Here is a 19,931-nt window from a genome sequence, read left to right as displayed (position 1 = left end):
GCACCCTGTCAAGCAGTAACGCGCTGCCAGCCCCGGCCGGATCCCCGGCCAGGCCCCCGTCAGGTCCTCCCGCCGGGCCCGCCTGGCCCCGTCAGGCCCCCCGGACGTCCCGGCGCATGCCGAGGATCTCCGCGACGGCGTCCAGCCACCGGGCGAGCAGCTGGTCGCCGTCGACGCTGGTGACGGTGGTGGCCGCCGAGCCCAGCCAGTCGCGGGCGAGCCGGGCCGGCTCCGCCCCGGGCAGCGGCTCGGCGAGGTCCGCGGCGTAGCGGGCGCCGCCGCTGCGCACCACCTCGGCGAGGAAGGCGAGCGACCGGGGGAGCACCCCCAGCGCGTCGGCGGCCAGCGCCGCCGCGACGGCGCCCTCGCCGAACAGCGCGGCCCGGTGCGGACCGGCGAAGGCCAGGCCGTAGCGGAGCATGGCGGACACGTCGAGCTGCCGCAGCTCCTCGTCGGTCCTGGGGCGGAAGCGGTCGTCGGGGCTCATCGGACCGTCACCGGGTAGGTGTTGCGCACGACCATGTTCCTGTTCTCTTCGCTGGGTGCGGGGAGGTTGCAGTAGCTGCGGAAGCAGTTGAGGAGGGTGACGGCGGTGGTCCCGCGGCCCTTGGCCTCGAAGGTGTAGAAGCGGGTGCCGCCGACGCCGTCCGAGGTCTTCGACTCCGCCGGGAGGTCGAGCTTCTCCGCGACCAGGGCCGCGACCGCGGCGTCCGGCTGCGGGGTCGCGACGCTCCAGCGGTCGCCGACCGAGGAGTTGTCCCGGACGGCGATCGTGAAGCGCTCGCCGACGGCGAGGCTGACCGAGCGCTCCTCCGCGCCGAGCACCCGGCCGCGGTCCGGACCGGACGGCGCGTCCTGCCCGCAGGCCGTCAGCCCGGCCGCCAGGACGGCCGCCAGTGCCGCCGCCCGCAGTGGCCCGCGGGTCGGCCTCCGCGCCGACGCCGCCGTGAACACCCTTGCCACGCCGGTCACTTCGGCAGGTGGACGGCGTAGGCGGTGGGCAGCCGGTCGTCCGAGGCCCCGGCCATCCGGCCGTTGACGAAGTCGTCCTCGCTGACCCAGGTGGTGGTGCCCCACGGGTTGTAGATCTGCAGCATGTTGCCCTCCTGGCCGACGATCATCATCGCGTGGCCCGACCGCTTGCCGTCCTTGTCGTAGCCCTCGACCCCGACCGGCACCGGCTTGCCGTCGGCGACCGCCTTCTCGATGTCCGGCAGCAGCTCGCGCCGGGCGTTGCTGTCCGGCATCGGCTTGTAGTCGAAGTCGGCGCCGGTGTGCGGGCTGACCTCCTTCTCCAGCACCTTCTCCTTGCCGTCCGCCCCCATGCCGTCCCAGTTCGCGCCGCCGTCGCCCTCCTGGTGCACCCGGTGCTGCTCGGCCAGCAGCCGCTGCTGGAAGGCCGCCGGGTCGTCCTCCTGGCCGGACGGGCCGCCGGTCAGGTCCAGCGCGTAGAGCGGGTCGACCATCGCCCGGGCCGTGACGGTGGAGGAGGCGACGCAGGTGCCCTCGGTGTCCGCCTGCTTCCAGTTGGCGCCGTCGAAGGTCACCTGGTCCGTGTTCCGGTTGGAGCCGTTCTCCTGCTGCCCGCCGCTGCTGGTGTCCCCGTCCTCGGTGTAGACGGGCGTCAGGTGCGTCCGGAGCCACTCCGGGTCCTTGCCGTGGATCTTGCCCTGGAAGGCGCGGATCTCGTCCATGGAGTGGCCGGCCGCCAGCGCCTTCATCAGATAGGCGCGCTCCTGCGGGGACTTGGAGTCGGCGAGCAGCTTCTCGAAGTCCGCCCGGTCCTTGTCGTTCATCTTGTCCAGGTACTCGCCGGACCGCTTCATGTCGTTGGCGGTCAGCAGCTCGTTCAGCTCGGTCGGGCCGTCCGGACCGGAGGTCTCGGCCAGCACCAGCTTGTCGGCGGCGGTGACCGCGTTGGTCTTCATCTTCCCCGCCCGGGCCTCGGAGGCCAGCTTGTTCAGGTCGCGGGCCGCCGCCCGGGCCGCCTCGTCGGCGTGCTTGGCGGCGCTCAGCATCGCGTCGACCTGGGGCACGGCGGCCTGCTGCGCCTTCTTGCGCGCCGCCTCGTCCTCGTCGTCCTCGAACCACTCGTCGAACCAGCCCTGCTCGCCGCCCAGTTCGCTCAGCACCTGCTGGAGCGCGGACCGCGCGGCGCCGTCCTGGCCCTGGGCGGAGCGCAGCGCGTCCGCGAGGCCGAGCAGGGCCGTCCCGCCGTTGTAGAGCGCGGTGGTCTGCTGGTCGACGGCGCGGGCGGCGGCGGCCACCACCTCGGCGGCCTTCGCGCCCGTCGAACCGGTCCAGACGTCCGGCAGCCCGGAGGTGGCGACCGCCAGGACCTCCTGGTGGAGCTGGGTCGAGTCGGCGGCCGCGGTCTTGTAGCGGTTGCCGGTGGCCTCGATGGTGCCCGGGTCCCCGACCGGCGCGTGGACCGCCAGCGCGCCCTTGATCGCGGAGATCAGATCGTTCTTGTTGTCCGCCCCGCGGACGTCCTTCAGCCGGTCGGTCAGCGCCTTGCAGCGCTGCGTGGTGGATTCGCCTGCCATGACGGCCCGTTCGCCCCCTGTACCCGTTGCCCGTGGTGTCGTTCCCCGCCGCTGCCCGGCGGTCCTCCGTCGGCTGCCCATCGGCCGCTCGACGGCTGCTCATCGGCTTGCGGACGTCAGCTCGTCAGCCGCCGTCCGCTCCGGTGTCCGGCGCGCGCCGGCCCCGCCTCAGCCGAAGGGCCGGTAGTCGCCGCTGCGCGAGGCGGACGCGAGGTCCTTCACCACGCTGCCGTCGGCCGACTGGTAGCCGTTCGAGGAGCCCCGCACCTTGCCGGCCAGCTCGCTCAGCGCGCTCTTGATCGTCGCGGTCTCCGCCTGCCAGGCGCTGCTGAAGTTGCGGTACGCCGGGTCGACGTCCTCGCCCCCGAACACGTCCGCGCCGTAGCAGACCGGGTCGCTGATCGCCGTTCCGATCGTCCCCTCGTCCCCGGACGCCTTGTCCAGCGCCTTCGCCTGCCCCTCGGCCCCGCCGGCCTGGATCGCGTACCCCGACCCCTGCGCCATGGTTCACCCCTCGTGCGTCCCCCGAGCCGTCCACGCGACGGCGTTCGAGCACCCTACGGGCCCTCCGGTGCCCGGGCAATTCGTATCGCGCCTGGTGGGAGGGCTGTTGCGAATTCATGACACACCGTCCGGAACCCGGTGACGGCGGGCGACGGACGCTCCGTCCGCAGTCACCGGGCGACGGGCCGCGGACGTCACCCTGCCGCGGGCGGGGCGGCGGCCCCGGCTACTGGATGCTCCAGCGGTGCGGGTGGCGGGGGTCGGCGGGGCAGGCGAAGACGTTGAGCAGGCCCCAGCGGCCGACGGTGACCTCGGTCGGCATGACGACGCCGTGGCCGTCCGCCGAGGCCTCGTCCTCCAGCGGCCGCCAACTGCCGCTGCCGCCGTCCCACTCCGAGCTGTCGACGGTCAGCAGCAGCCGCATCGGGGTCGCGCAGTCGTGGCAGTCCATCGGTGCCGGGTCGGTGCTGTGCCAGGAGGCGAAGCCGCCGACGCGCCAGCCGGGCGGGATGGACAGGTCGTACTGGTAGAGCGGCGGGTCGTCCTCCCCGTGCTCCTCGGCCGCCGCCTCCCGGGCCTCCTCCCAGGCGCGGACGCGGGCGCACAGGTCCTCCGGGAGGAGGCCGGCGAACGGGTAGGTGGGCACCTGCTCGGGATGCAGCACGCACGGCTCGGGCAGGTACCCGTCGAAGCCGACGACCTCCGGTCGAGGGGGCGTGGCCAGCACCTCGGCGACCTCCCACGAACGGCGCCAGCGCAGGTCGAGCAGCATCTCCCAGCGGCCCGGGCCGTGGGCGTCGAAGGGGCACCAGAACACCTGGAGCAGGTCGCAGCCGTCCGGCCCGGGCGGCAGGTCGGGGACGTCCCGCCGGTAGAACTGCGCGAGGCCGACCAGCGGCAACGGGCCGTCCGCGGCCGGGCCTTCGACGCGGTGGCGGCGGTCGAGCTCCTTGAGCAGCTGCCGTTCCGCGTCCGTCGGCCCGGGGTCCTGCTCGCGGCTCCAGGCGGCGGCCAGGACCTCCCGGGAACGGTGGACGTCCGCCGGGCGCCGACCGCGGGCGTGCGGGTGGGGGTCGGTGCAGACCGGCCAGGGCTCGTCCGCGGGCCACAGCAGCGGGCCGCCGACGGAGCTCGCCGAGGCGTCCGGCCGTCCGGGGCGCGGATGGAGCCGGGTGGTGGTCCCCCGGTGGTGCGCCAGTTCGGGGAAGAGCGCCTCGACGTCGAGCGGGCGCGGGGGTGTGGTTCTCGGCATGGGGTCGACCCTAGAGAGTGGCCGGTGGCGCCCGGGACCAGGGTCCCCGGCGCCGTGCTGTCAGCGCCGTGCCGGTGTCCCGCCGACGGTGACAGCGCGGTGTCCGCGTCCTGCAAGTGGCGGACCGCACAGTGGTGTTGAGACAGAGCAATCCATGGGAGGAACACCATGTCGAACAGCACTTGGCCGGGCTCCGGCCCGCGCACCACCTCCGTCCTGGTCTCCGGCGCCGGGATCGCCGGCACCGCCCTCGCGTACTGGCTGAACCGGTACGGCTTCCGCGTCACCGTCGTGGAGCGGGCCCCCTCGCTGCGCGGCGGCGGGCAGGCCGTGGACGTCCGCGGCACCGCCCTGACGGTGATCGAGCGGATGGGGCTGCTGGAGGAGATCCGGGCCCGTCGGACCGGCCTGCGCGGGATGTCCGTGGTCGACGCGGACGGCCGCGAGCTGCGCCGCACCACCGAGTGGACGGCCACCGGCGGGCCGGTCGACGGCCCGGACGTGGAGATCCTGCGCGACGAACTCGCCGGGCTGATCGCCTCGGCGGACGCGGGCGTCGGGGGCGCCGGAACCGCCGGGCCCGGCGTCGAGTACCGCTTCGGCGACTCGATCGACACCCTGGTGCAGCACCGGGAGGGCGTCGAGGTCCGGTTCCGCGGCGGCACCGAGCAGGCCTTTGACCTGGTCGTCGGCGCCGACGGCCTGCACTCGAACACCCGCCGCCTCGTCTTCGGCCCCGAAGCGGACTACCTGCACCCCATCGGCACCTACCTCGCCGGCTGGAGCGTGCCCAACCACCTGGGCCTGGACCGCTGGGAGGTCGTCCACCGGCTCGGCGACGACCAGAACTGGTTCTGCATGGCGATGACCGTCCGCGACAACAGCGAACTGCGGGTCTTCGTCGGCCTCGACACCGAGGAGCCGCTCGACCGGATGCTCCCGCGCGACCCCGCCCGGCAGCGGCGGCTGGTGGCCGAGCGCTCCGCCCACGCGCGCTGGGAGGTGCCGCGCTTCCTCCGGGCGCTGGAGGAGACCGACGCCTTCCACTACGACGTCGTCGCCCAGATCCGGATGGAGCGCTGGTCCAAGGACCGGGTCGTGCTGCTCGGCGACGCGGGCTACTGCTGCTCCCCGTTCACCGGTCAGGGCACCAGCGTGGCCCTGACCGCCGCCTACGTCCTGGCGGGCGAGCTGCACGCGGCCGACGGCGACCACCGCGCGGCCTACCCCGCCTACGAGCGGCGGCTGCGCGACCACGTGGCCGCCAACCAGGCGATCCTCGAACTGACCGGCGACCGGCGGGCCCGGGTCGACAGCATCGCGAACCTCGAAGGTCCCGGTCCGGAGCTGGAGGCGGCCTTCCGGGCGGCCCTCGACTTCGACCTGCCCGCGTACTGACCGCCCCGACCGCCGGTTTCGCCGCCCCGACGATCCGCCCCGACGACCCGTCCCGCCACGGCCCGTCCCGCCACGGGCCGTCCGGGCGGGACGTCCTACAAGGCGGGGGAGAGCTCCGCGGCGAGCCGGCGCAGCTCGGGCCCGTACTCCGGGTTGGCGAGCGCGGCCGCGAACTGGGCGCGCAGGTAGGCGGCGGGGTTGCCGGTGTCGTACCAGGTGCCGGCGATGACCTGCCCGTAGACCGCGCGCCGGGCCGCGTAGGCGTTGATGGCGTCGGTCAGGTAGACCTCGTCCTCGGGCTTCTCGTGCCAGCGGAGGGTCAGTTCGCGCAGCTCGTCGACGATGCCCGGGGTGATGACGTAGCCGCCGATCGCCGCGTACGAGGAGGGTGCGTCGGCCGGCTTCGGCTTCTCGACCAGGCCGCTGATCCGCAGCGAGCCCCCGCCGAGGTCCTCCTTCACCACCGGCACGCCGTACCGGTAGGAGTCCTCGGGCGCCATCGGCATCAGCGCGAGCACCGGCGCGTTGGTCTGCTCGTACGCCCTGATCAGCTGCTGCGCGCGGGGGACCTCCGCCACGAAGACGTCGTCGGGCCAGAGCACCAGGCAGGGCTCGTCCCCGAAGTGGCGGGCGGCGTTGAGCACCGGGGTGCCGTTGCCGTACGGGCCGTGCTGGTAGAGGTAGCTGATGTGGCCCTTGCGGGACAGCTCGCCGACCTCCTCGACCGCCGCCGCGAAGGCCTCCTTGCCGTCCCGGCGCAGCTGCTCGACCAGGACGGGGTTGGGGCGGAAGTGCTCCTGGATCAGCCCCTTGTCGCCGTTCACGACGATGGTGATGTCGGTGATGCCGCTCTCGACCAGCTCGCGCACGGTGTGCTCGATCACCGGCTTGTCGCCGACCGGCAGCATCTCCTTCGGCGTGGCCTTGGTCAGCGGCAGGAGGCGGGAGCCGAGCCCGGCGGCGGGGATGACGGCTCGGCGGATCGTCCTGGGGGCCATGTGAGACGCTCTCTCGTTTCGTCGGTGGTGCGACGCCTTGGTGACGCGGCGTCACGGCCGACGCTATCAAGGACCGGCGGCACGTTGAGTGGACGGCTGCCGTACGGAAGTTGGACCCCCGGCGGCCGTCCGGCTGCGCCCGCCGCCCGCGAGCGGCCGGTGAGCCGTGGGGCGCGGGAGGTGCGAGGGGATTCGTGGGAGATTTGTCCGCCGGGGGACGTCAAGACGGCGTCGCCCGCTCCGACCACCGGTCGAGGGCGGCCCCGCCGGGGCCCGCGAACCCGAGGAGGACGAGATGAAGTTCCTGATCAGCCTGCACCTGAACCCGGCCGTGCTGGACGCGCTGACCGACGAGGAGAAGGGGGCGATCGGCGCCGGGCACGGCCGGTTCATCGAGGAGCTCAAGGAGTCCGGCGAGCTGGTCCTCACCCAGGCGCTGGTCGATCCGTCGCAGGCCGCCGTGGTGACCGTCCGCAACGGGCAGCCGGTGGTGACCGACGGACCGTTCCTGGAGGCCAAGGAGTTCCTGGGCGGCTTCTACCTGGTCGACTGCGAGGACAAGGAACGCGCGGTCCAACTGGCCGGCCGCATCCCGGACGCCGCGATCGAGGGGCTGGGCGTCGAGGTGCGGCAGGTGATGTTCTCCGACGGACACTTGGAGGCATGACGGAACCGGACTTCGAGGACCTGCTGCGTGGGCTCACGCCGCAGGTCCTCGGCGCGTTGGTACGACGGTGCGGCCGCTTCGAGGGGTGCGAGGACGCGGTGCAGGAGGCCGTCCTCGCCGCCACCGTGCAGTGGCCGTCCGAGGGGGTGCCGGACAACCCGCGCGGCTGGCTGGTGACGGTCGCCTCGCGGCGGCTGATCGACCAGCTGCGCGGCGACCGCGCGCGGCGCGAGCGGGAGTGGGCGACGGCGGCCGCCGAGGTGGTCCCGGAGGAGGTGCCGGACACCGACGACACGCTGCTCCTGCTGTTCCTGTGCTGCCACCCGGCGCTGACCGCGGCGTCCCGGACCGCCCTGACGCTGCGGGCGGTCGGCGGACTGACCACGGCCGAGATCGCCCGCGCGTTCCTGGTGCCGGAGGCGACGATGGCGGCCCGGATCAGCCGGGCCAAGCAGCGGATCAGGGCCGCCGGCGGCTCGTTCGAGCAGCCCGGGCGGGCCCTGTCGGCGGAGGAGCGCGAGGAGCGGCTGCGGGTGGTCCTGCACGTGCTCTACCTGATCTTCAACGAGGGCTACACCGCCACCTCCGGCGGCGAGTTGCACCGCCTCGACCTCGCCCGCGAGGCGATCCGGCTGACCCGGGCGGTGCGCGCGCGGCTGCCCGAGGACGGCGAGGTCGCCGGGCTGCTCGCGCTGATGCTGCTGACCCACGCCCGCCGCGCGACCCGGACGACGGCCACCGGCGACCTGGTCCCGCTGGCCGAACAGGACCGCACCCGGTGGGACCGCGACCTGATCGGGGAGGGAACGGCGCTGGTCAAGGCGGCGCTGGCCGGGCCGGAGCTCGGCCCGTACCGGCTCCAGGCCGCGATCGCCGCCACCCACGCCGACGCGGCCCGCGCCGAGGACACCGACTGGCGGCAGGTGCACGCCCTGTACCTGATCCTGGAGCGGATCGCACCCAACCCGATGGTCACCCTCAACCGGGCGATCGCCCTCGCCGAGACCGAGGGCCCGGAGGCCGGCCTGGCACTCCTCGCCGCGCTGGACGCGGACGCCCGGATGGCCGGCCACCACCGGCTGCTCTCCGTCCGGGCGCACCTGCTGGAGCGGACCGGCGACACGGCGGGGGCGTACGAGCACTACCGGCGCGCCGCCCGGGCCACCGCGAGCCTCGCGGAGCGCCGCTACCTGGAGACCCGGGCGGGCCGGGTGCGGCCGGCCGGTTGAGCCGGCCCGCTGATCGGGCCTGCTGATCGGGCCTGCTGAGCCGCGTCCGGTCGGGCCGCCCGGCCGCGCCGCTTCGCGGGGCCCGGGGCCCGGGGTCAGAGCCCTATCGCGTCGGCCGTCTGCTCGGTGGTCCAGGCGAAGAAGTCGTCCGCCGGGTCCAACGAGCCGACCAGCTGGCCGTGGAGCTCGAAGCCGATCAGGCCGACCAGCTGCACCCAGGCGCCGATGGTCCGGGCGAGGACGTGCGGCGGCAGGTCGAGGCCGAACTCCGTGACGATCCGGGTCAGTTGCCCGGCCAGCGCGCCGCGCGGCGGCGGGACGGGCTGGGTGGGCCGCAGCCTGGCGTCGCGGACCACGCCGATCAGGGCGAACGGCAGCCGGGTGGCGGGTTGGACGGTGGTGCGGGGCGCCGCGTAGCCCGGCACCGGGGTGCCGTAGAGCAGCGAGAACTCGTGCGGGTTGGCCCGGGCCCAGTCGCGGGTGGCCGTCCACAGCGCCCGCCAGCGCTCGCGCGGCGCGGCCGCCCCGGCGGCGGCGAGGGCGCCCTCCGCGGCCGCGCCGAGTTCGTTGTAGGCGTCGATGATCAGCGCGGTCAGCAGCTCGTCGCGGCTGGCGAAGTAGCGGTACAGCGCGGAGGAGGCCATGCCCAGCTCGCGGGCGACGGCGCGCAGCGACAGCTGCTGGGCGCCCACCGAGGCGAGTTGGCGGCGGGCCTCCTGCTTGATCTCGCGGGTGAGTTCCTCGCGGGCCCGTTCGCGGGCGGTCCGGATCGCTGGCATGGGGACAGACTGCCACATTTCGGAGCGCCGCACACAAGCGAGAGCACTGCTCTTGTTTCTTTCATCCGCCGGTGCCATGCTGAAGACGTCGAAGCGAGAGCAGTGCTCTCGAAGAGAAGCGGTATTCACGGAACCGAGGAGTCGCGATGTCCCGCGCCGAGCACCTGCCCAGCTCCACCATCCGCCTCCAGGCGCCCACCACCCGCCTGGGCATCGCCGCCGGCAAGCTGCTCAACGGCATGGTCGCCGCCTGCGCCAAGGCCGGGGTCAGCCTCTGGGGCTCCCGGGTGCTGGCCGTCCGCGGCCGCACGAGCGGCGAGTGGCGCACCACCCCCGTCAACATCCTCACCCACGAGGGCGAGCGCTACCTGGTCGCGCCGCGCGGCCACACCCAGTGGGTCCGCAACCTCCGGGCGGCCGGCACCGGCGAACTCCGGGTCGGCCGCCGCACCGAGGCCTTCGGTGCCACCGAACTCCCGGACGCCGACAAGCCCGAGGTGCTCCGCGCCTACCTGCGCCGCTGGAACTGGCAGGTCGCCCCGTTCTTCGAGGGGATCGGCCCGGACGCCCCGGCCGAGGACCTGCTCCGGATCGCCCCCGGCTACCCGGTCTTCCGCATCACGGGCAGCTGAACACCCCTGCCGGACGGGGGTGTTCGTACCGGAAGGGAGGAACTACGGTGAGTCACCGGGCCCTTCTTGCTCCCGAATCGTTGTCCACGGCGGCAGACCAGCCGAGGACAACCACCGGAGGTTCCCCATGAGGGACGAGCCCGAAGCGACGGACGAACCCGAGAAGGCCGACGAACCCGAGAAGACCGACGAGATCATGACGATCGACGGATACGAGATCGTCGACGGGATCGAGACGATCGACGGGATCGAGATCCCGCCGTACCGCAGCTACACCTGGGACGGCGAGGAGGGGGCCGTCCACATCGTCCTCTACCCGGGAGAGGAGGAGGCCGACGAGGAGCGCAAGGCCGAGTTCCGGGCGAGGGGCGTCCGGATGCTGGCCGACCTGAACGCCGAGCGGGAGGCGGAGCACACCCCGCCGTTCCCCGGTATGCCGAACCTCCGCCTGATCCACGGCGAGGGCCCCGCCTGAGGTCCCGCTCCCGCCTGGACACCCCGCTGCCCGCCCTGTGACACCCCGCCCGCGCACGCGCCGAGGCGCGTCCGCGGGCGGGGCGGTGCGGTAGCAGTGCGCGGGCGGGGCGGTGCGGTCGCGGCGCGCGGGCGGTGCGCGCCGGACCGGGCCTCAGCCCTTGCCGCCGCCCGCCTTCAGCACCTGGGCCGCGGCCACGCCCGCCGCGCTGAAGCCGTGCCCGCCGCCCTCGACCTCGGCGGCGACGGCGAGGTCGCCGCGGTAGGCGATGAACCAGCTGTTGGTGGCCTGGCCGCCGGCCTCGACGGTGCCGGTCTTGGCGCCGATCTGGCCGGACAGGCCGGCCATCGGGGTACGGGCGGTGCCCTGGGTGGCGGTCTTGGCCATCATGGCGCGCAGGTCCCGGGCGACGTCGGCGGGGAGCCTGCTCGGCGCCGTCACGCGCTTGGCGTCCTCGCGCAGCACGGGCTGGCGGAACGTCCCGTTCTGCACGGTGGCGGCGACCGAGGCCATCACCAGCGAGTTGACCTGGATCCGGCCCTGGCCGATGTACGCGGCCGCGGCCTCGTCCTTGTTCCCGGGCGTCGGGATGGTGGCGTCCCGGCTCGGGACGCCGATGTGCCACTCCAGGCCGAGGCCGAACTGGTCGCGGGCCACCGTGCCGAGGGTGCCGGGCTGGAGCTTCTCCAGGCCCTTGTCGATGAAGCCGGTGTTGCAGGAGCGGGAGAAGTCGTCCGCGAGCGTGTAGGACGGGAAGTCGCCGCTCTCGTCGTTGTGCCAGGCGCGCGGGGAGTAGGTGGTCTCCTTGCACGGCACCACGGTGTCCGGGCGCACGCCCGCCTCCAGCAGCGCGGCCGAGGTGATCACCTTCATCGTCGAGCCGGGCGCCTGGCCGCCCGCGAGCGCGCGGTTGAAGCCGCCCTGCGGGGCGTTGGCGATCGCCAGGATGTGGCCGGTGCTCGGCTGGACGGCCACCAGCGAGGCCGGATTGCCGTTCGCCGCCTGCTGCTTGACGGCGTCCTCGGCCACCTGCTGGAGGTCGGCGTCCAGGGTCAGCTTGACCACCGGGGCGCTCGGCGGCGTCAGCACGAACAGCGGCTCCGACTCGCCGCCGCCCGAGAGCACCACGGCCCGTCCGGTGGTGGCGGCCGCGCCGTCCGGCGGGGCGATCTGGGGGAGGACGGCGCGCAGCGACGGGAAGGTGTCGAGCGGCCGGCCCTTGCGGTCGGTGGGCTTGGACACCGGGTTGGGCGTCTCCTGCACCCCGATGGTCCGGCCCGGGGTGAGCTGGGGGTGGATCACGGACGGCTTCCAGCGCACCACGGGCCGCCCGTCCTGGGACCGGACGACGCTCAGCACGCTGTCGTACTCCCAGGCGTCCGGGGTGCCCTCGAACTCCGCCTTCACCCGGAAGCCGAGGGCCGGCTCGCTCGGGCCTTCGGCCTTCGCGGGGCCCGTCCCGGTCAGGGCGAGCGAGCGGGCGCCCATGTGCTCGTGGAACGTGGCCAGTGCGGCGCGGGCGGTCTCCGGCCGGTCCGTCAGACCGGCGGCGGCCGGAATGTCGCCGCGGCTCCAGGCGGCCAGGAACTCCTTGGCCGTCGACTCGGCCTGCTCGGCGGTCGGCGGCTCCTGCGGGGCCTTCGCCACGGTGCCGGCGCCCTGGTGGCCGCCGGCCGGTCCGTTGTCCGTCACGGCGTTCAGCACGTTGTAGGCGCCGTAGCCGCCGACCGCCAGCAGGGCGGCGAACACCCCGCCGGCGGCGACCATCACGACCCGGCGCGTGGTCGAGCTGCGCGGTGCCCCGTCGTCGTTCCCGTCATGCCCGTCGAGGTCGTCCAGATCGTCGTACTGGTCGTACTCGATCTCGACATCGGCGAGTCGGCCGTCCTGCTCGTGCCCGGCGTGCCCGGCGTGCCCGTCGTGCCGGTTGTCCCTGTGCTCCTCGAACATGCTTCCGTCCCCCCTGCGATCCTCCGTGGTGGCGGGCACGCCCCCTCCGGCATGTCGGCCCGCCGGCCCGATGACCGGACGAAGGTCCGTTCGGGCGCGGACCAGCCTATGCCGGGACGGGTGATCGGTCGACAGCGGGACGGCCCGCCCGGAGATCGGCCGGGCGGGCCGTAGCGGCCGCTCAGGCCCAGGGGTCGGTGAAGGAGCGGCCGGGCACGGGCTTGGCGACCAGGGCGATGGCGGTGAAGAAGTTGACCTGGCCGATGGCGAGCATGAGCGTGGTCAGCGCCGTGTCGTCGTAGTGCCCGGCGACCTCGGCGTACAGCGCGTCCGACACCCGCTCGCCGTGCGGGTTGGGCTGGAGGACGGCCTCGACCAGGGCGAGCGCGGCGCGCTCCGGGGCGGTGAACCAGGGGGAGTCCGGCCAGCCGGCCACCGAGGCGATCCGCTCCTCCGACTCGCCGGCCCTGCGCAGGAAGCCGGTGTGCAGGACGGTCAGGTAGGTGCTGCCGGCGATCTGGCCGGCCCGCAGCTGGACCAGGCTGATGGTGCTGCGGGGGACGGACCGGTTGCCGGTGGCCTTGAACAGTGCGGCCGAGACCTCGGCGAGCTCGGGGACGAGCTGCACCGGGTCCTGGGCCATGCGCGGGCGCAGCGGGACCTCGGCGGTGATCGGACGGGCGTTCATCGTGGTGTTCCTCTTCTCGCGGATGAGCGGATGAGCGGGTGACCGCTCGACCGGGTGGACCGTGCGGCCACCCGCTCACCGGTCCGACGGATCGCGGCGCGGCTTTGTGACAGCGCGGCCCGCCCGCAGCCCGAGGACGCAGCCGACGGCCACCAGACCGGCCATCGCGAGCAGCGGCGCCGCCCAGGACCCGCTCACGGTGTGGAGCGCGGAGGCGAGCGCGGGGCCGGTGGCGGCGAGCAGGTAGCCCCAGGTCTGGGCCATGGTGGAGAGCGCGGCGACGTGGTCCGGGTCGGTGCCCCGACGGGCGAACAGGACGGCGGCGAGCGCCTGTCCGCCGCCCATGCCGATGCCCAGGACGGCGGCCCAGAGCGGCGCCCCGTCGGCCGGGGCGAGCACCAGGCCGAGCAGGCCGAGGACGCAGACGGCCGCCACGCCCAGGATGTGCGGCCGCTGGTCGCTCCGGGCGGCGGCCAGGGTCGGGGCGAGGAAGCCGCCGACGGCGAGGCCGAGGATCAGCACGGCCTGGTCGGTGCCGGCGGTGGTCCGGCTCAGGCCCGCGTCGACCAGGACGGTGGGCAGCCAGGCCAGCGTCGCGTAGAAGACCAGGGTCTGGACGCCGAAGAAGGCCGTCAGGCTCCAGGCGAGCGCCGTCCTCCCGACCCGGCGGCGCCCGGCGGGTGCGACGGGCCCGGCCGGCGTCCGCGCGACCCGCAGCTGCGGCGCCAGGCCGGCCGCCGCCAGGGCCGCCGGGACGACGGCGATCGCGATCGCGGCCTGCCAGGACCAGGCGCCCGCGACCGGCGCGACCAGCGCGGCGACGACCGCCGAACCGGCGCCCATGGACAGCGCGTAGACGCCCGTCATGGTGCCGATCCGCCGGGGTGCGAAGCGGGCCCGGACGAACACCGGGATCAGCACGTTCACCACCGCCACCGCGACGCCCACCAGCACCGTGCCCGCGTACAGCCCGGGCAGGCCCGCCGTCCGCAGCACCGCCCCGGCCAGCAGCAGCACGCTCGCCCAGAACAGCCCGCGCTCCTCGCCGAGCCGCCGCCGGGCCAGGGCGCCGAGCGGGGCGAACAGGCCCATGCACAGCGGCGGCAGCAGCGCGAGCAGGGTCACGGTGCCCGGGCCCCAGCCGGCGACCGGCGCGAGCGGCCCGATCTGCCCGAACGCGACCCGGGTGTTGAGGCTGAGCAGGACGAAACCGAGGACGAGCAGGGCCCCGGCGGCCCGTGGGGTGCGGGAGGGGGCGGGTGCGGTGGTGGTCGCAGTGGCCGACGCGGTGGTGGCCGTCGGGTCGGTGAGCGGCATGGGGAGCAAGCCCTTCGCTTCGATGAGAGGTTAGGCTTGCCTAAGCGTTCTCGCTCAAGCGTGCTTGAGCGCAACCCGGTCCCGGCGCACCCGGTCGAGCCCAACTCGGCCTGGGCGCAACCCCGAAGGAGGCGGCGGCGGATGGCGGAGCTCCACTCGATCACCGAGGTCTCGGCGGCCTTCGGCCTCTCGGTGCCCGCCCTGCGCTACTACGAGGAGTGCGGCCTGATCGCCCCCGCCGCCCGCCGCGGCCGGGTCCGCTACTACGACCGGGAGTCGCTGGAGCGCCTCGCCCTGGTCCAGCTCTGGCACGTGGACGGGATGATCCCGGTCAGCGGGACCGCCGCCGTCCTGGCCAGCGAGCGGGCGGCCGACCGCACGGCGCTGCTGCACGCCCAGCGGGACGGGATGCTCGAGCGCGCCCGCCGGCTGGAGCACGCCGCGGCCGTCCTCACCCACATGCTGCTGTGCAGTCGGGACCGCCCGCTCGACTGCCCGACCACCCGGGCCCACATCAGTGCCCGGGTCGACGCCGCCCTGGCCGGCGAGGAGCTCGCCGACGGCTTCCTGCCCGCCCGGCCGGACGGCCCGCGGTCGGAGCACCCGCGGTCGGGCAGCGCCACACCGCAGGAAGGCCTCAGCCCAGCACCGCCGGCGTCGGCCCGTCCGGCCGTACGGTGATGCTGTACGCCGCCCCCGTCGGCCGCGAGCGGAACGTCAACGGCCCCATCGGCAGCAGGAGTTCCAGCAGTGCCGTGGTCTCGCGCAGCGCGAACCGGGTGCCCAGGCAGGCGCGGGCGCCGAGGCCGAACGGGAAGTAGGCGCCGAGCTGCCCGGGGCGGTCCGCGCCGTGGGCGAAGCGGGCGGGGTCGAAGCGTTCCGGGTCCGGCCAGAGCGCCGGGTCGCGGTGGGTGAGGTACGGGCAGACCAGCACGTCCGTCCCGGCGGCGATGCGGTGCCCGGCGATGACGTCGTCCTCGACGGCGTGCCGGGGGAGCAGCCAGGCGGAGGGGTAGAGCCGCAGCGTCTCGCTCACCAGCGCCTGCGGATCGGCCGTCCGGGCCTCGGGGTGGCGGTCGAGCAGCAGGAAGAGCCAGGTGAGCGTGGTGGCCGTGGTCTCGTGGCCGGCGACGAGCAGGGTGACCAGCTCGTCGCGGAGCAACCGGTCGGTGTACCCGGGGTCCTGCTCGCCCGCGTCGAGCAGCACCCGGAGCACGCCGGGCTCCTCGGTCGGGCCGGCCGAGCGCGCCGCGTCGATCGCCGCGTGCGCCACCGCGTCGATCCGGGCGAGGTCCTCGGCGACCGCGTCCCGGGCGTCCGCCGCGTTGGTCGGCAGGGTCGGCATCGCGGCCACCACCCTTTCCACTGAACGGAGTTCGCGGTCCGTCCGGTCGTCCAGCGGCAGCCCGGTGAGCGCCCGCCAGACGGTGTCCAGGGCGAAGCCGCGCATCTCCTCGCCGACGTCGAAGGCCTCCCCGCTGCGCCGGTACCCCTCCCAGCGCTCGGCGGTGCGGTGCGCCGCCGCGGCGATCCGCCGCTCGTAGCGGCGCATCCCGGTGCCGGTGAACTGCGCCTGCAGCACCCGCCGTTGGCGCTTCCAGGGGTCGCCGGTGGCGGACAGCACGCCGTCCCCGACCAGCATCCGGGCGCGGTGCGAGCGCTTGACGTACCGGTCCGGGTGGTGGCCCAGGACGTGCTGTACGGCGGCCGGGTCGGTGACCAGGACGGTCGGTGCCGGGCCGAGCCGGAAGGCGGCGACGCCGCCGACACCGCGCTGGGTCCGGGCCAGCAGGTCGACGAGCTCGGCCTCCTCGGCCCGCCACCGCTCGACGACCTCCGCGGCCAGCTCCGGTACCGGACGGGTCTCGGTGCTCACAGGTCGTGTCCTTCCGCTCTGCTGACGGTTCGTCGGTTGCGGTCCGACTCTATGCCAGCGCGCCGCCCGTCCGGGCTGCGCCGAACGGCTGGCCGACCCGGCCGGGGGCGGCGCGGCGGCCCGATCGGCCGTACCCGCACGGGTACGGTGCGGCGGGGCCGACCGGCCCCTGCACGCCGCACGGATGGGAGAACGCATGCCCGGGACCCGGCACTTCGGAGGCGGCGGGATCCGAACGGGAAGGCCTGCCGGCGCGGGCCGGTGGCTGGCGGCCGCCCTGCTCGTCCCGGTCCTCGCGGCCTGCGGCGGCGGTGGCGGATCCGGGTCGGCCGGCGCCACCCGGAACGGCCAGAGCAGCGGCTCGGGCCTGCCGGACGACCAGCGGACCAAGGACGAGGGGGACCAGGGCGGGTTCCGGACCGCGGGCGAGCCCTCGGCGAGCGTCCAGGGCATCGACAACAGGGCCCGGATCACCCTGTCCTTCCCGTCGAAGACCAGTTTCACGGCCGTGATCAGCAAGGTCGCCGAGTGCGGCAGCACGTCGTACGCCACCCCCGCCTCGCAGCAGGTGCGGGTGACCGACGGCAAGACCGAGCTGGTCGACTTCCGGCTCCCGCAGTGGAAGCCCGGGACCAAGGACCGGACCGTCTGCCTCACGGTGACGGCCGACGACTCCTCCAAGCGGATCGAGGCCGCGGGCTCGGTGGTCGTCGTCAGCCCCGACGACGGGGCGACCACCGGCAACGGCGCGACCCCGAGTTACGGGTCGAGCCCGTCCAGCGGCGCCGGGAGCACCCCCTGAGACCTGCCGAGGAGGAACCCCCGGACGGGCAGCGGCAGCCGCAGCCGCGTTCCTGGGCCGACTGGCTCACCAGGCTCGCCACCTGGATCGCCCCGACCACCCTCCTCACCGCGTTGCTCTTCTTCTTCGGCTATGCCTACACCAGTTCGCTCTACGCCTTCTTCGGCATCGACGCCGGCACGATCGGCTTCGCCACCCAGGACCTGCTGATCCGCAGTTCCCCCGCGCTCTACCTCCCGGCTGGGGTCGCCCTGTGCGGGGCGCTGGTCGGCGCTCTGGGCTACCACCTCGCGACCAGGGCGGCCGGGAAGGGCGGGCCCGGCGCCCGGACGGTGCGCCGGGCCTGTTGGGCGGTCGCCGCACTGGTCGTCCCGCTGCTGGTGCTCGGCCTCCTGGCCGGCTTCGAGGTGTTCGACGCCGGCCCGCTGGGCACCCCGCTGCTGATCGGCGGCGCGCTGCTGCTCGCGGTCCTGGCCCGGATGATGTACGTGCGCGGCACCGGCGCACCGTACCCGCTGACCGGGGAGCGGGCTGCGCTGGGCGTCAGCGTGGCGCTCATCGTGCTCTGCTCGTACTGGGCGGTCGGCGACTACGCCCAGCAGAAGGGGACGGCCGACGCCGAGGACCTCGCCCACCACCTCTACCGGCGCCCGGCGGTCGTCCTGGACACCCCCGAACGCCTCCACCTGGGGTGGCCCGGGGTGTGGGAGACGGCGCTGCCGGACGTGGACCAGGGCGCGCGGTTCCGCTACCGCTACGAGGGGCTGCGGCTGCTGGCCCTCTCCGGCGGCCGGATGTTCCTGGTCCCGCGGACCTGGACCTGGGAGACCGGCAACGGGCTGATCCTCCCCTTCGACGCCACCGTCCGGGTCGCCTTCCACCCCGGCTGAGCCCGCTGCGCGGGCTCCGCGCGACCCCCGCCCCGCGCACGGCTGCGCCGCGGTCCGTCCCCCTCGACGGACCGCGGCGCAGCGGCTTCACCGGGCGTCAGCGCACCCCGGTCACACGGCCTGCCAGAGCGCCGGGACGATCGGCGGCTCCCAGCCGACCTGGGCGGTGTGGCCCTGGAGGCAGCGGTAGCTGACCCCGTTGTAGGTCACCACGTCGCCCGCCTGGTAGGTGGTGCCGGGCGTCCAGGTGCCACCCGGGTTCGGCGAGTCGTTGCCCACCACCAGGGAGAAGCTGGTGCTGTGGGTGGCCGAGCCGGTCCCGGTCAGGGTGATGGTGTAGGTGCCGGTGGCGGTCGAGGCGGCGGTGGCGACGGTGAGCGTCGCCGAGCCGCCGGACTGCACCGAGGACGGGTTGAAGGAGACGGTCACGCCGGCCGGGGCGCCCGAGGCGGTCAGGTTGACCGTCTGGGCCGAGCCGGAGGTGGTCGAGGTGGCGACCGTCGCCGTGGTGGTGTCACCGGGCTTGACGGTGGCGGTGGTCGGGTTCACCGAGAGGGAGAAGTCGTTGGCGGGCGCGGTGCCGCCGACCGAGGTCTTCCAGATGGTGTACGCCACGCCGTCGGCGTTGCGGTTCAGCACCGTCGCGTCGACGTTGCTGGTGGTGTCGCAGGACGAGTGGTAGCAGGAGTCGTAGGAACGGCCCGCCGTGCCGCCCCACTTGGCCGCCTGCGCCGAGGTCTTGGTGGCGTCGGCGCCGGCCGCGTAGCCCGAGGTCGGGATGCCGGCCTGCTGGAAGGAGTAGTCGTCCGAGCGGCCCTGGCCCTCGACGTTCTCCTCCGGCTTGAGGTTCAGCGAGTCCCAGTAGGCCTTCATCGGGGCCGACGCCGCGGAGTTGATGTTGTTGATGAAGTAGCCGGCGTTGGGCGAGCCGACCATGTCGAAGTTGTAGTACGCCTTGATCGCGGAGCGCTGGGCGGAGCTCAGCTGGCCGACGTAGGACTGCGAGCCCTGGAGGCCCTGCTCCTCACCGGTCCACCAGCCGAACCGGACGTGCCGGGTCAGGCTGGGGTTCTGCTGGGCGAGCACGAGCGCGTTCTCCAGCAGGACGGCCGAGCCGGAGCCGTTGTCGTTGATGCCGGGGCCGGCCGAGACGCTGTCCAGGTGGGCGCCGAACATGGTGACCTGGTCGGACGGGCCGCCGGGCCAGTCGGCGATCAGGTTGTTGGACTGGTAGCTGCAGGAGGTGCAGGTCTGCTCGGTGACGTTGTAGCCGGCCGCCTGCAGCTTGGCCTTGATGTACGCGATCGACTGGCTGTGCCCGGCGCTGCCCGCCCGGCGGTGGCCGCCGTTCTGGTTGGCGATGGTGTTCAGCTGGGACAGGTGGGCCTGGACCTTGGCGACGTCGATGTCGGGCGCGGGCCCGCCGGGGTTGCCCCCGCCGCCGACCGTCAGGCCGTACTGGGCGGTGTGGGTGGTGGCGCCGGCGGTGCCGGTGACGGTGATCTGGTAGGTCCCGGCCACGGCCGCCGCGGAGGCGGACAGGGTCAGGGTGGAGGAGGAACCGGCCTGCACCGACGAGGGGTTGAAGCTCGCGGTGACGCCCGCCGGGAGGCCGGAGGCGGTGAGGCCGACGGTCTGCGCGGTGCCGGAGGTGACGGCGGTGCTCACCGTCGACGAGGTCGAGGCGCCGGGCTGGACGGAGCCGGACGCCGGGCCGAGCGACAGCGAGAAGTCGTTGTTGCCGGACGGCGTGCAGGTCGGGTCGCCGCTCTGGGCGGGGACGCTGACGGCGTCCCAGGCGGCCTTGGTCCGGTTGAAGAAGGCGCAGGTGGCGTCGAGGCTCTTGGCGGCGGTCAGGGTGGCGGTGCGGTAGCGCTTGTAGGTCATGCCGCTGGTCTTGAGCAGCATGCCGCCGTAGAAGACCCGGC

20 protein-coding genes are annotated in these 19,931 nt (G+C 74.4%); 8 read left to right on the top strand and 12 right to left on the bottom strand.

The genetic code is table 11. From position 1 onward, the window contains the following. Positions 1-91: 91 nt before the first annotated feature. The 5 genes from ACFCY1_RS38690 to ACFCY1_RS38670 all read right to left on the bottom strand — a co-directional run bounded on the left by ACFCY1_RS38690 (position 92) and on the right by ACFCY1_RS38670 (position 4,302). Positions 92-487 carry a hypothetical protein gene (locus ACFCY1_RS38690; protein WP_074005972.1) on the bottom strand — a complete coding sequence of 132 codons (396 nt, stop codon included), beginning with the start codon at positions 485-487 and terminating at the stop codon, positions 92-94. Further along, positions 484-963 (bottom strand): protease inhibitor I42 family protein, encoded by a 480-nt coding sequence (locus tag ACFCY1_RS38685; protein WP_375877565.1) that lies wholly within the window; start codon positions 961-963, stop codon positions 484-486. Before ACFCY1_RS38685 ends, ACFCY1_RS38690 begins: the two co-directional genes overlap by 4 nt. A gap of 5 nt (positions 964-968) precedes the next feature. Next, positions 969-2,546, bottom strand: coding sequence for a peptidoglycan-binding protein (locus ACFCY1_RS38680; protein ID WP_375877564.1), 1,578 nt, complete (start codon positions 2,544-2,546; stop codon positions 969-971). Between the two features lie 168 nt (positions 2,547-2,714). Continuing rightward, positions 2,715-3,050 carry a hypothetical protein gene (locus ACFCY1_RS38675; RefSeq protein WP_049651413.1) on the bottom strand — a complete coding sequence of 112 codons (336 nt, stop codon included), beginning with the start codon at positions 3,048-3,050 and terminating at the stop codon, positions 2,715-2,717. Positions 3,051-3,276: 226 nt separating this feature from the next. Continuing rightward, positions 3,277-4,302 carry a hypothetical protein gene (locus ACFCY1_RS38670; protein ID WP_375877563.1) on the bottom strand — a complete coding sequence of 342 codons (1,026 nt, stop codon included), beginning with the start codon at positions 4,300-4,302 and terminating at the stop codon, positions 3,277-3,279. A gap of 168 nt (positions 4,303-4,470) precedes the next feature. Between ACFCY1_RS38670 and ACFCY1_RS38665 the strand changes: the two genes are divergently transcribed. Continuing rightward, complete coding sequence (locus ACFCY1_RS38665; RefSeq protein WP_375877562.1) at positions 4,471-5,700, top strand: FAD-dependent monooxygenase; 1,230 nt, start codon at positions 4,471-4,473, stop codon at positions 5,698-5,700. Positions 5,701-5,795: 95 nt separating this feature from the next. Here ACFCY1_RS38665 and ACFCY1_RS38660 read toward each other — a convergent pair whose 3' ends face one another. Next, positions 5,796-6,698: a UTP--glucose-1-phosphate uridylyltransferase gene (locus ACFCY1_RS38660; RefSeq protein WP_049651410.1), complete on the bottom strand. Its 903-nt coding sequence runs from the start codon at positions 6,696-6,698 to the stop codon at positions 5,796-5,798. Positions 6,699-6,993: 295 nt separating this feature from the next. Between ACFCY1_RS38660 and ACFCY1_RS38655 the strand changes: the two genes are divergently transcribed. Both ACFCY1_RS38655 and ACFCY1_RS38650 read left to right on the top strand, forming a co-directional pair. Further along, positions 6,994-7,365, top strand: a complete 372-nt coding sequence (locus ACFCY1_RS38655) for a YciI family protein (RefSeq protein ID WP_375877561.1) — start codon at positions 6,994-6,996, stop codon at positions 7,363-7,365. Next, positions 7,362-8,594: an RNA polymerase sigma factor gene (locus ACFCY1_RS38650; protein ID WP_375877560.1), complete on the top strand. Its 1,233-nt coding sequence runs from the start codon at positions 7,362-7,364 to the stop codon at positions 8,592-8,594. The genes ACFCY1_RS38655 and ACFCY1_RS38650 overlap by 4 nt, the downstream gene beginning before the upstream one ends. 95 nt (positions 8,595-8,689) lie before the next feature. Here ACFCY1_RS38650 and ACFCY1_RS38645 read toward each other — a convergent pair whose 3' ends face one another. Then, entirely contained in the window at positions 8,690-9,373 is a 684-nt protein-coding gene (locus tag ACFCY1_RS38645; RefSeq protein ID WP_375877559.1) for a TetR/AcrR family transcriptional regulator, read from the bottom strand. 239 nt (positions 9,374-9,612) lie between these two features. On the opposite strand from ACFCY1_RS38645, the gene ACFCY1_RS38640 reads away from it, so the two are divergent. Together ACFCY1_RS38640 and ACFCY1_RS38635 are read left to right on the top strand one after the other, a co-directional pair. Next, positions 9,613-10,005 carry a nitroreductase family deazaflavin-dependent oxidoreductase gene (locus ACFCY1_RS38640; protein WP_375877574.1) on the top strand — a complete coding sequence of 131 codons (393 nt, stop codon included), beginning with the start codon at positions 9,613-9,615 and terminating at the stop codon, positions 10,003-10,005. Positions 10,006-10,132: 127 nt separating this feature from the next. After that, positions 10,133-10,480 (top strand): hypothetical protein, encoded by a 348-nt coding sequence (locus ACFCY1_RS38635; protein WP_049651406.1) that lies wholly within the window; start codon positions 10,133-10,135, stop codon positions 10,478-10,480. Between the two features lie 153 nt (positions 10,481-10,633). On the opposite strand, the gene ACFCY1_RS38630 is transcribed toward ACFCY1_RS38635, so the two are convergent. From ACFCY1_RS38630 to ACFCY1_RS38620, 3 genes are all read right to left on the bottom strand, one after another. Continuing rightward, complete coding sequence (locus tag ACFCY1_RS38630; protein ID WP_375877558.1) at positions 10,634-12,430, bottom strand: penicillin-binding transpeptidase domain-containing protein; 1,797 nt, start codon at positions 12,428-12,430, stop codon at positions 10,634-10,636. A gap of 181 nt (positions 12,431-12,611) precedes the next feature. Next, positions 12,612-13,118, bottom strand: a complete 507-nt coding sequence (locus tag ACFCY1_RS38625; protein WP_117486856.1) for a carboxymuconolactone decarboxylase family protein — start codon at positions 13,116-13,118, stop codon at positions 12,612-12,614. A gap of 75 nt (positions 13,119-13,193) precedes the next feature. After that, a complete protein-coding gene (locus ACFCY1_RS38620; RefSeq protein ID WP_375877557.1) occupies positions 13,194-14,435 on the bottom strand; it encodes an MFS transporter in 1,242 nt (413 codons plus the stop codon). A gap of 141 nt (positions 14,436-14,576) precedes the next feature. Between ACFCY1_RS38620 and ACFCY1_RS38615 the strand changes: the two genes are divergently transcribed. Continuing rightward, complete coding sequence (locus tag ACFCY1_RS38615; protein WP_375877556.1) at positions 14,577-15,116, top strand: MerR family transcriptional regulator; 540 nt, start codon at positions 14,577-14,579, stop codon at positions 15,114-15,116. On the opposite strand, the gene ACFCY1_RS38610 is transcribed toward ACFCY1_RS38615, so the two are convergent. Further along, positions 15,073-16,311 carry a cytochrome P450 gene (locus tag ACFCY1_RS38610; RefSeq protein WP_375877555.1) on the bottom strand — a complete coding sequence of 413 codons (1,239 nt, stop codon included), beginning with the start codon at positions 16,309-16,311 and terminating at the stop codon, positions 15,073-15,075. The genes ACFCY1_RS38615 and ACFCY1_RS38610 overlap by 44 nt on opposite strands. Before the next feature lie 196 nt (positions 16,312-16,507). Between ACFCY1_RS38610 and ACFCY1_RS38605 the strand changes: the two genes are divergently transcribed. Both ACFCY1_RS38605 and ACFCY1_RS38600 read left to right on the top strand, forming a co-directional pair. After that, the gene (locus ACFCY1_RS38605; RefSeq protein WP_375877554.1) at positions 16,508-17,113 is read left to right on the top strand and encodes a hypothetical protein; all 606 of its coding nucleotides are present in this window, start codon (positions 16,508-16,510) and stop codon (positions 17,111-17,113) included. A 113-nt stretch (positions 17,114-17,226) separates the two neighbouring features. Next, the gene (locus ACFCY1_RS38600) at positions 17,227-18,003 is read left to right on the top strand and encodes a hypothetical protein (RefSeq protein WP_375877553.1); all 777 of its coding nucleotides are present in this window, start codon (positions 17,227-17,229) and stop codon (positions 18,001-18,003) included. A 111-nt stretch (positions 18,004-18,114) separates the two neighbouring features. Here ACFCY1_RS38600 and ACFCY1_RS38595 read toward each other — a convergent pair. Further along, positions 18,115-19,931, bottom strand: a 1,817-nt coding sequence (locus ACFCY1_RS38595; RefSeq protein ID WP_375877552.1) for a M28 family peptidase, incomplete at its 5' end; no start/stop codon positions are given.

This window comes from Kitasatospora sp. NPDC056273, assembly GCF_042268845.1.
Lineage (GTDB): Bacteria > Actinomycetota > Actinomycetes > Streptomycetales > Streptomycetaceae > Kitasatospora.
The sequence above is the reverse complement of the archived record's forward strand: the minus strand, read 5'-3'. Positions and strand labels throughout refer to the sequence as shown.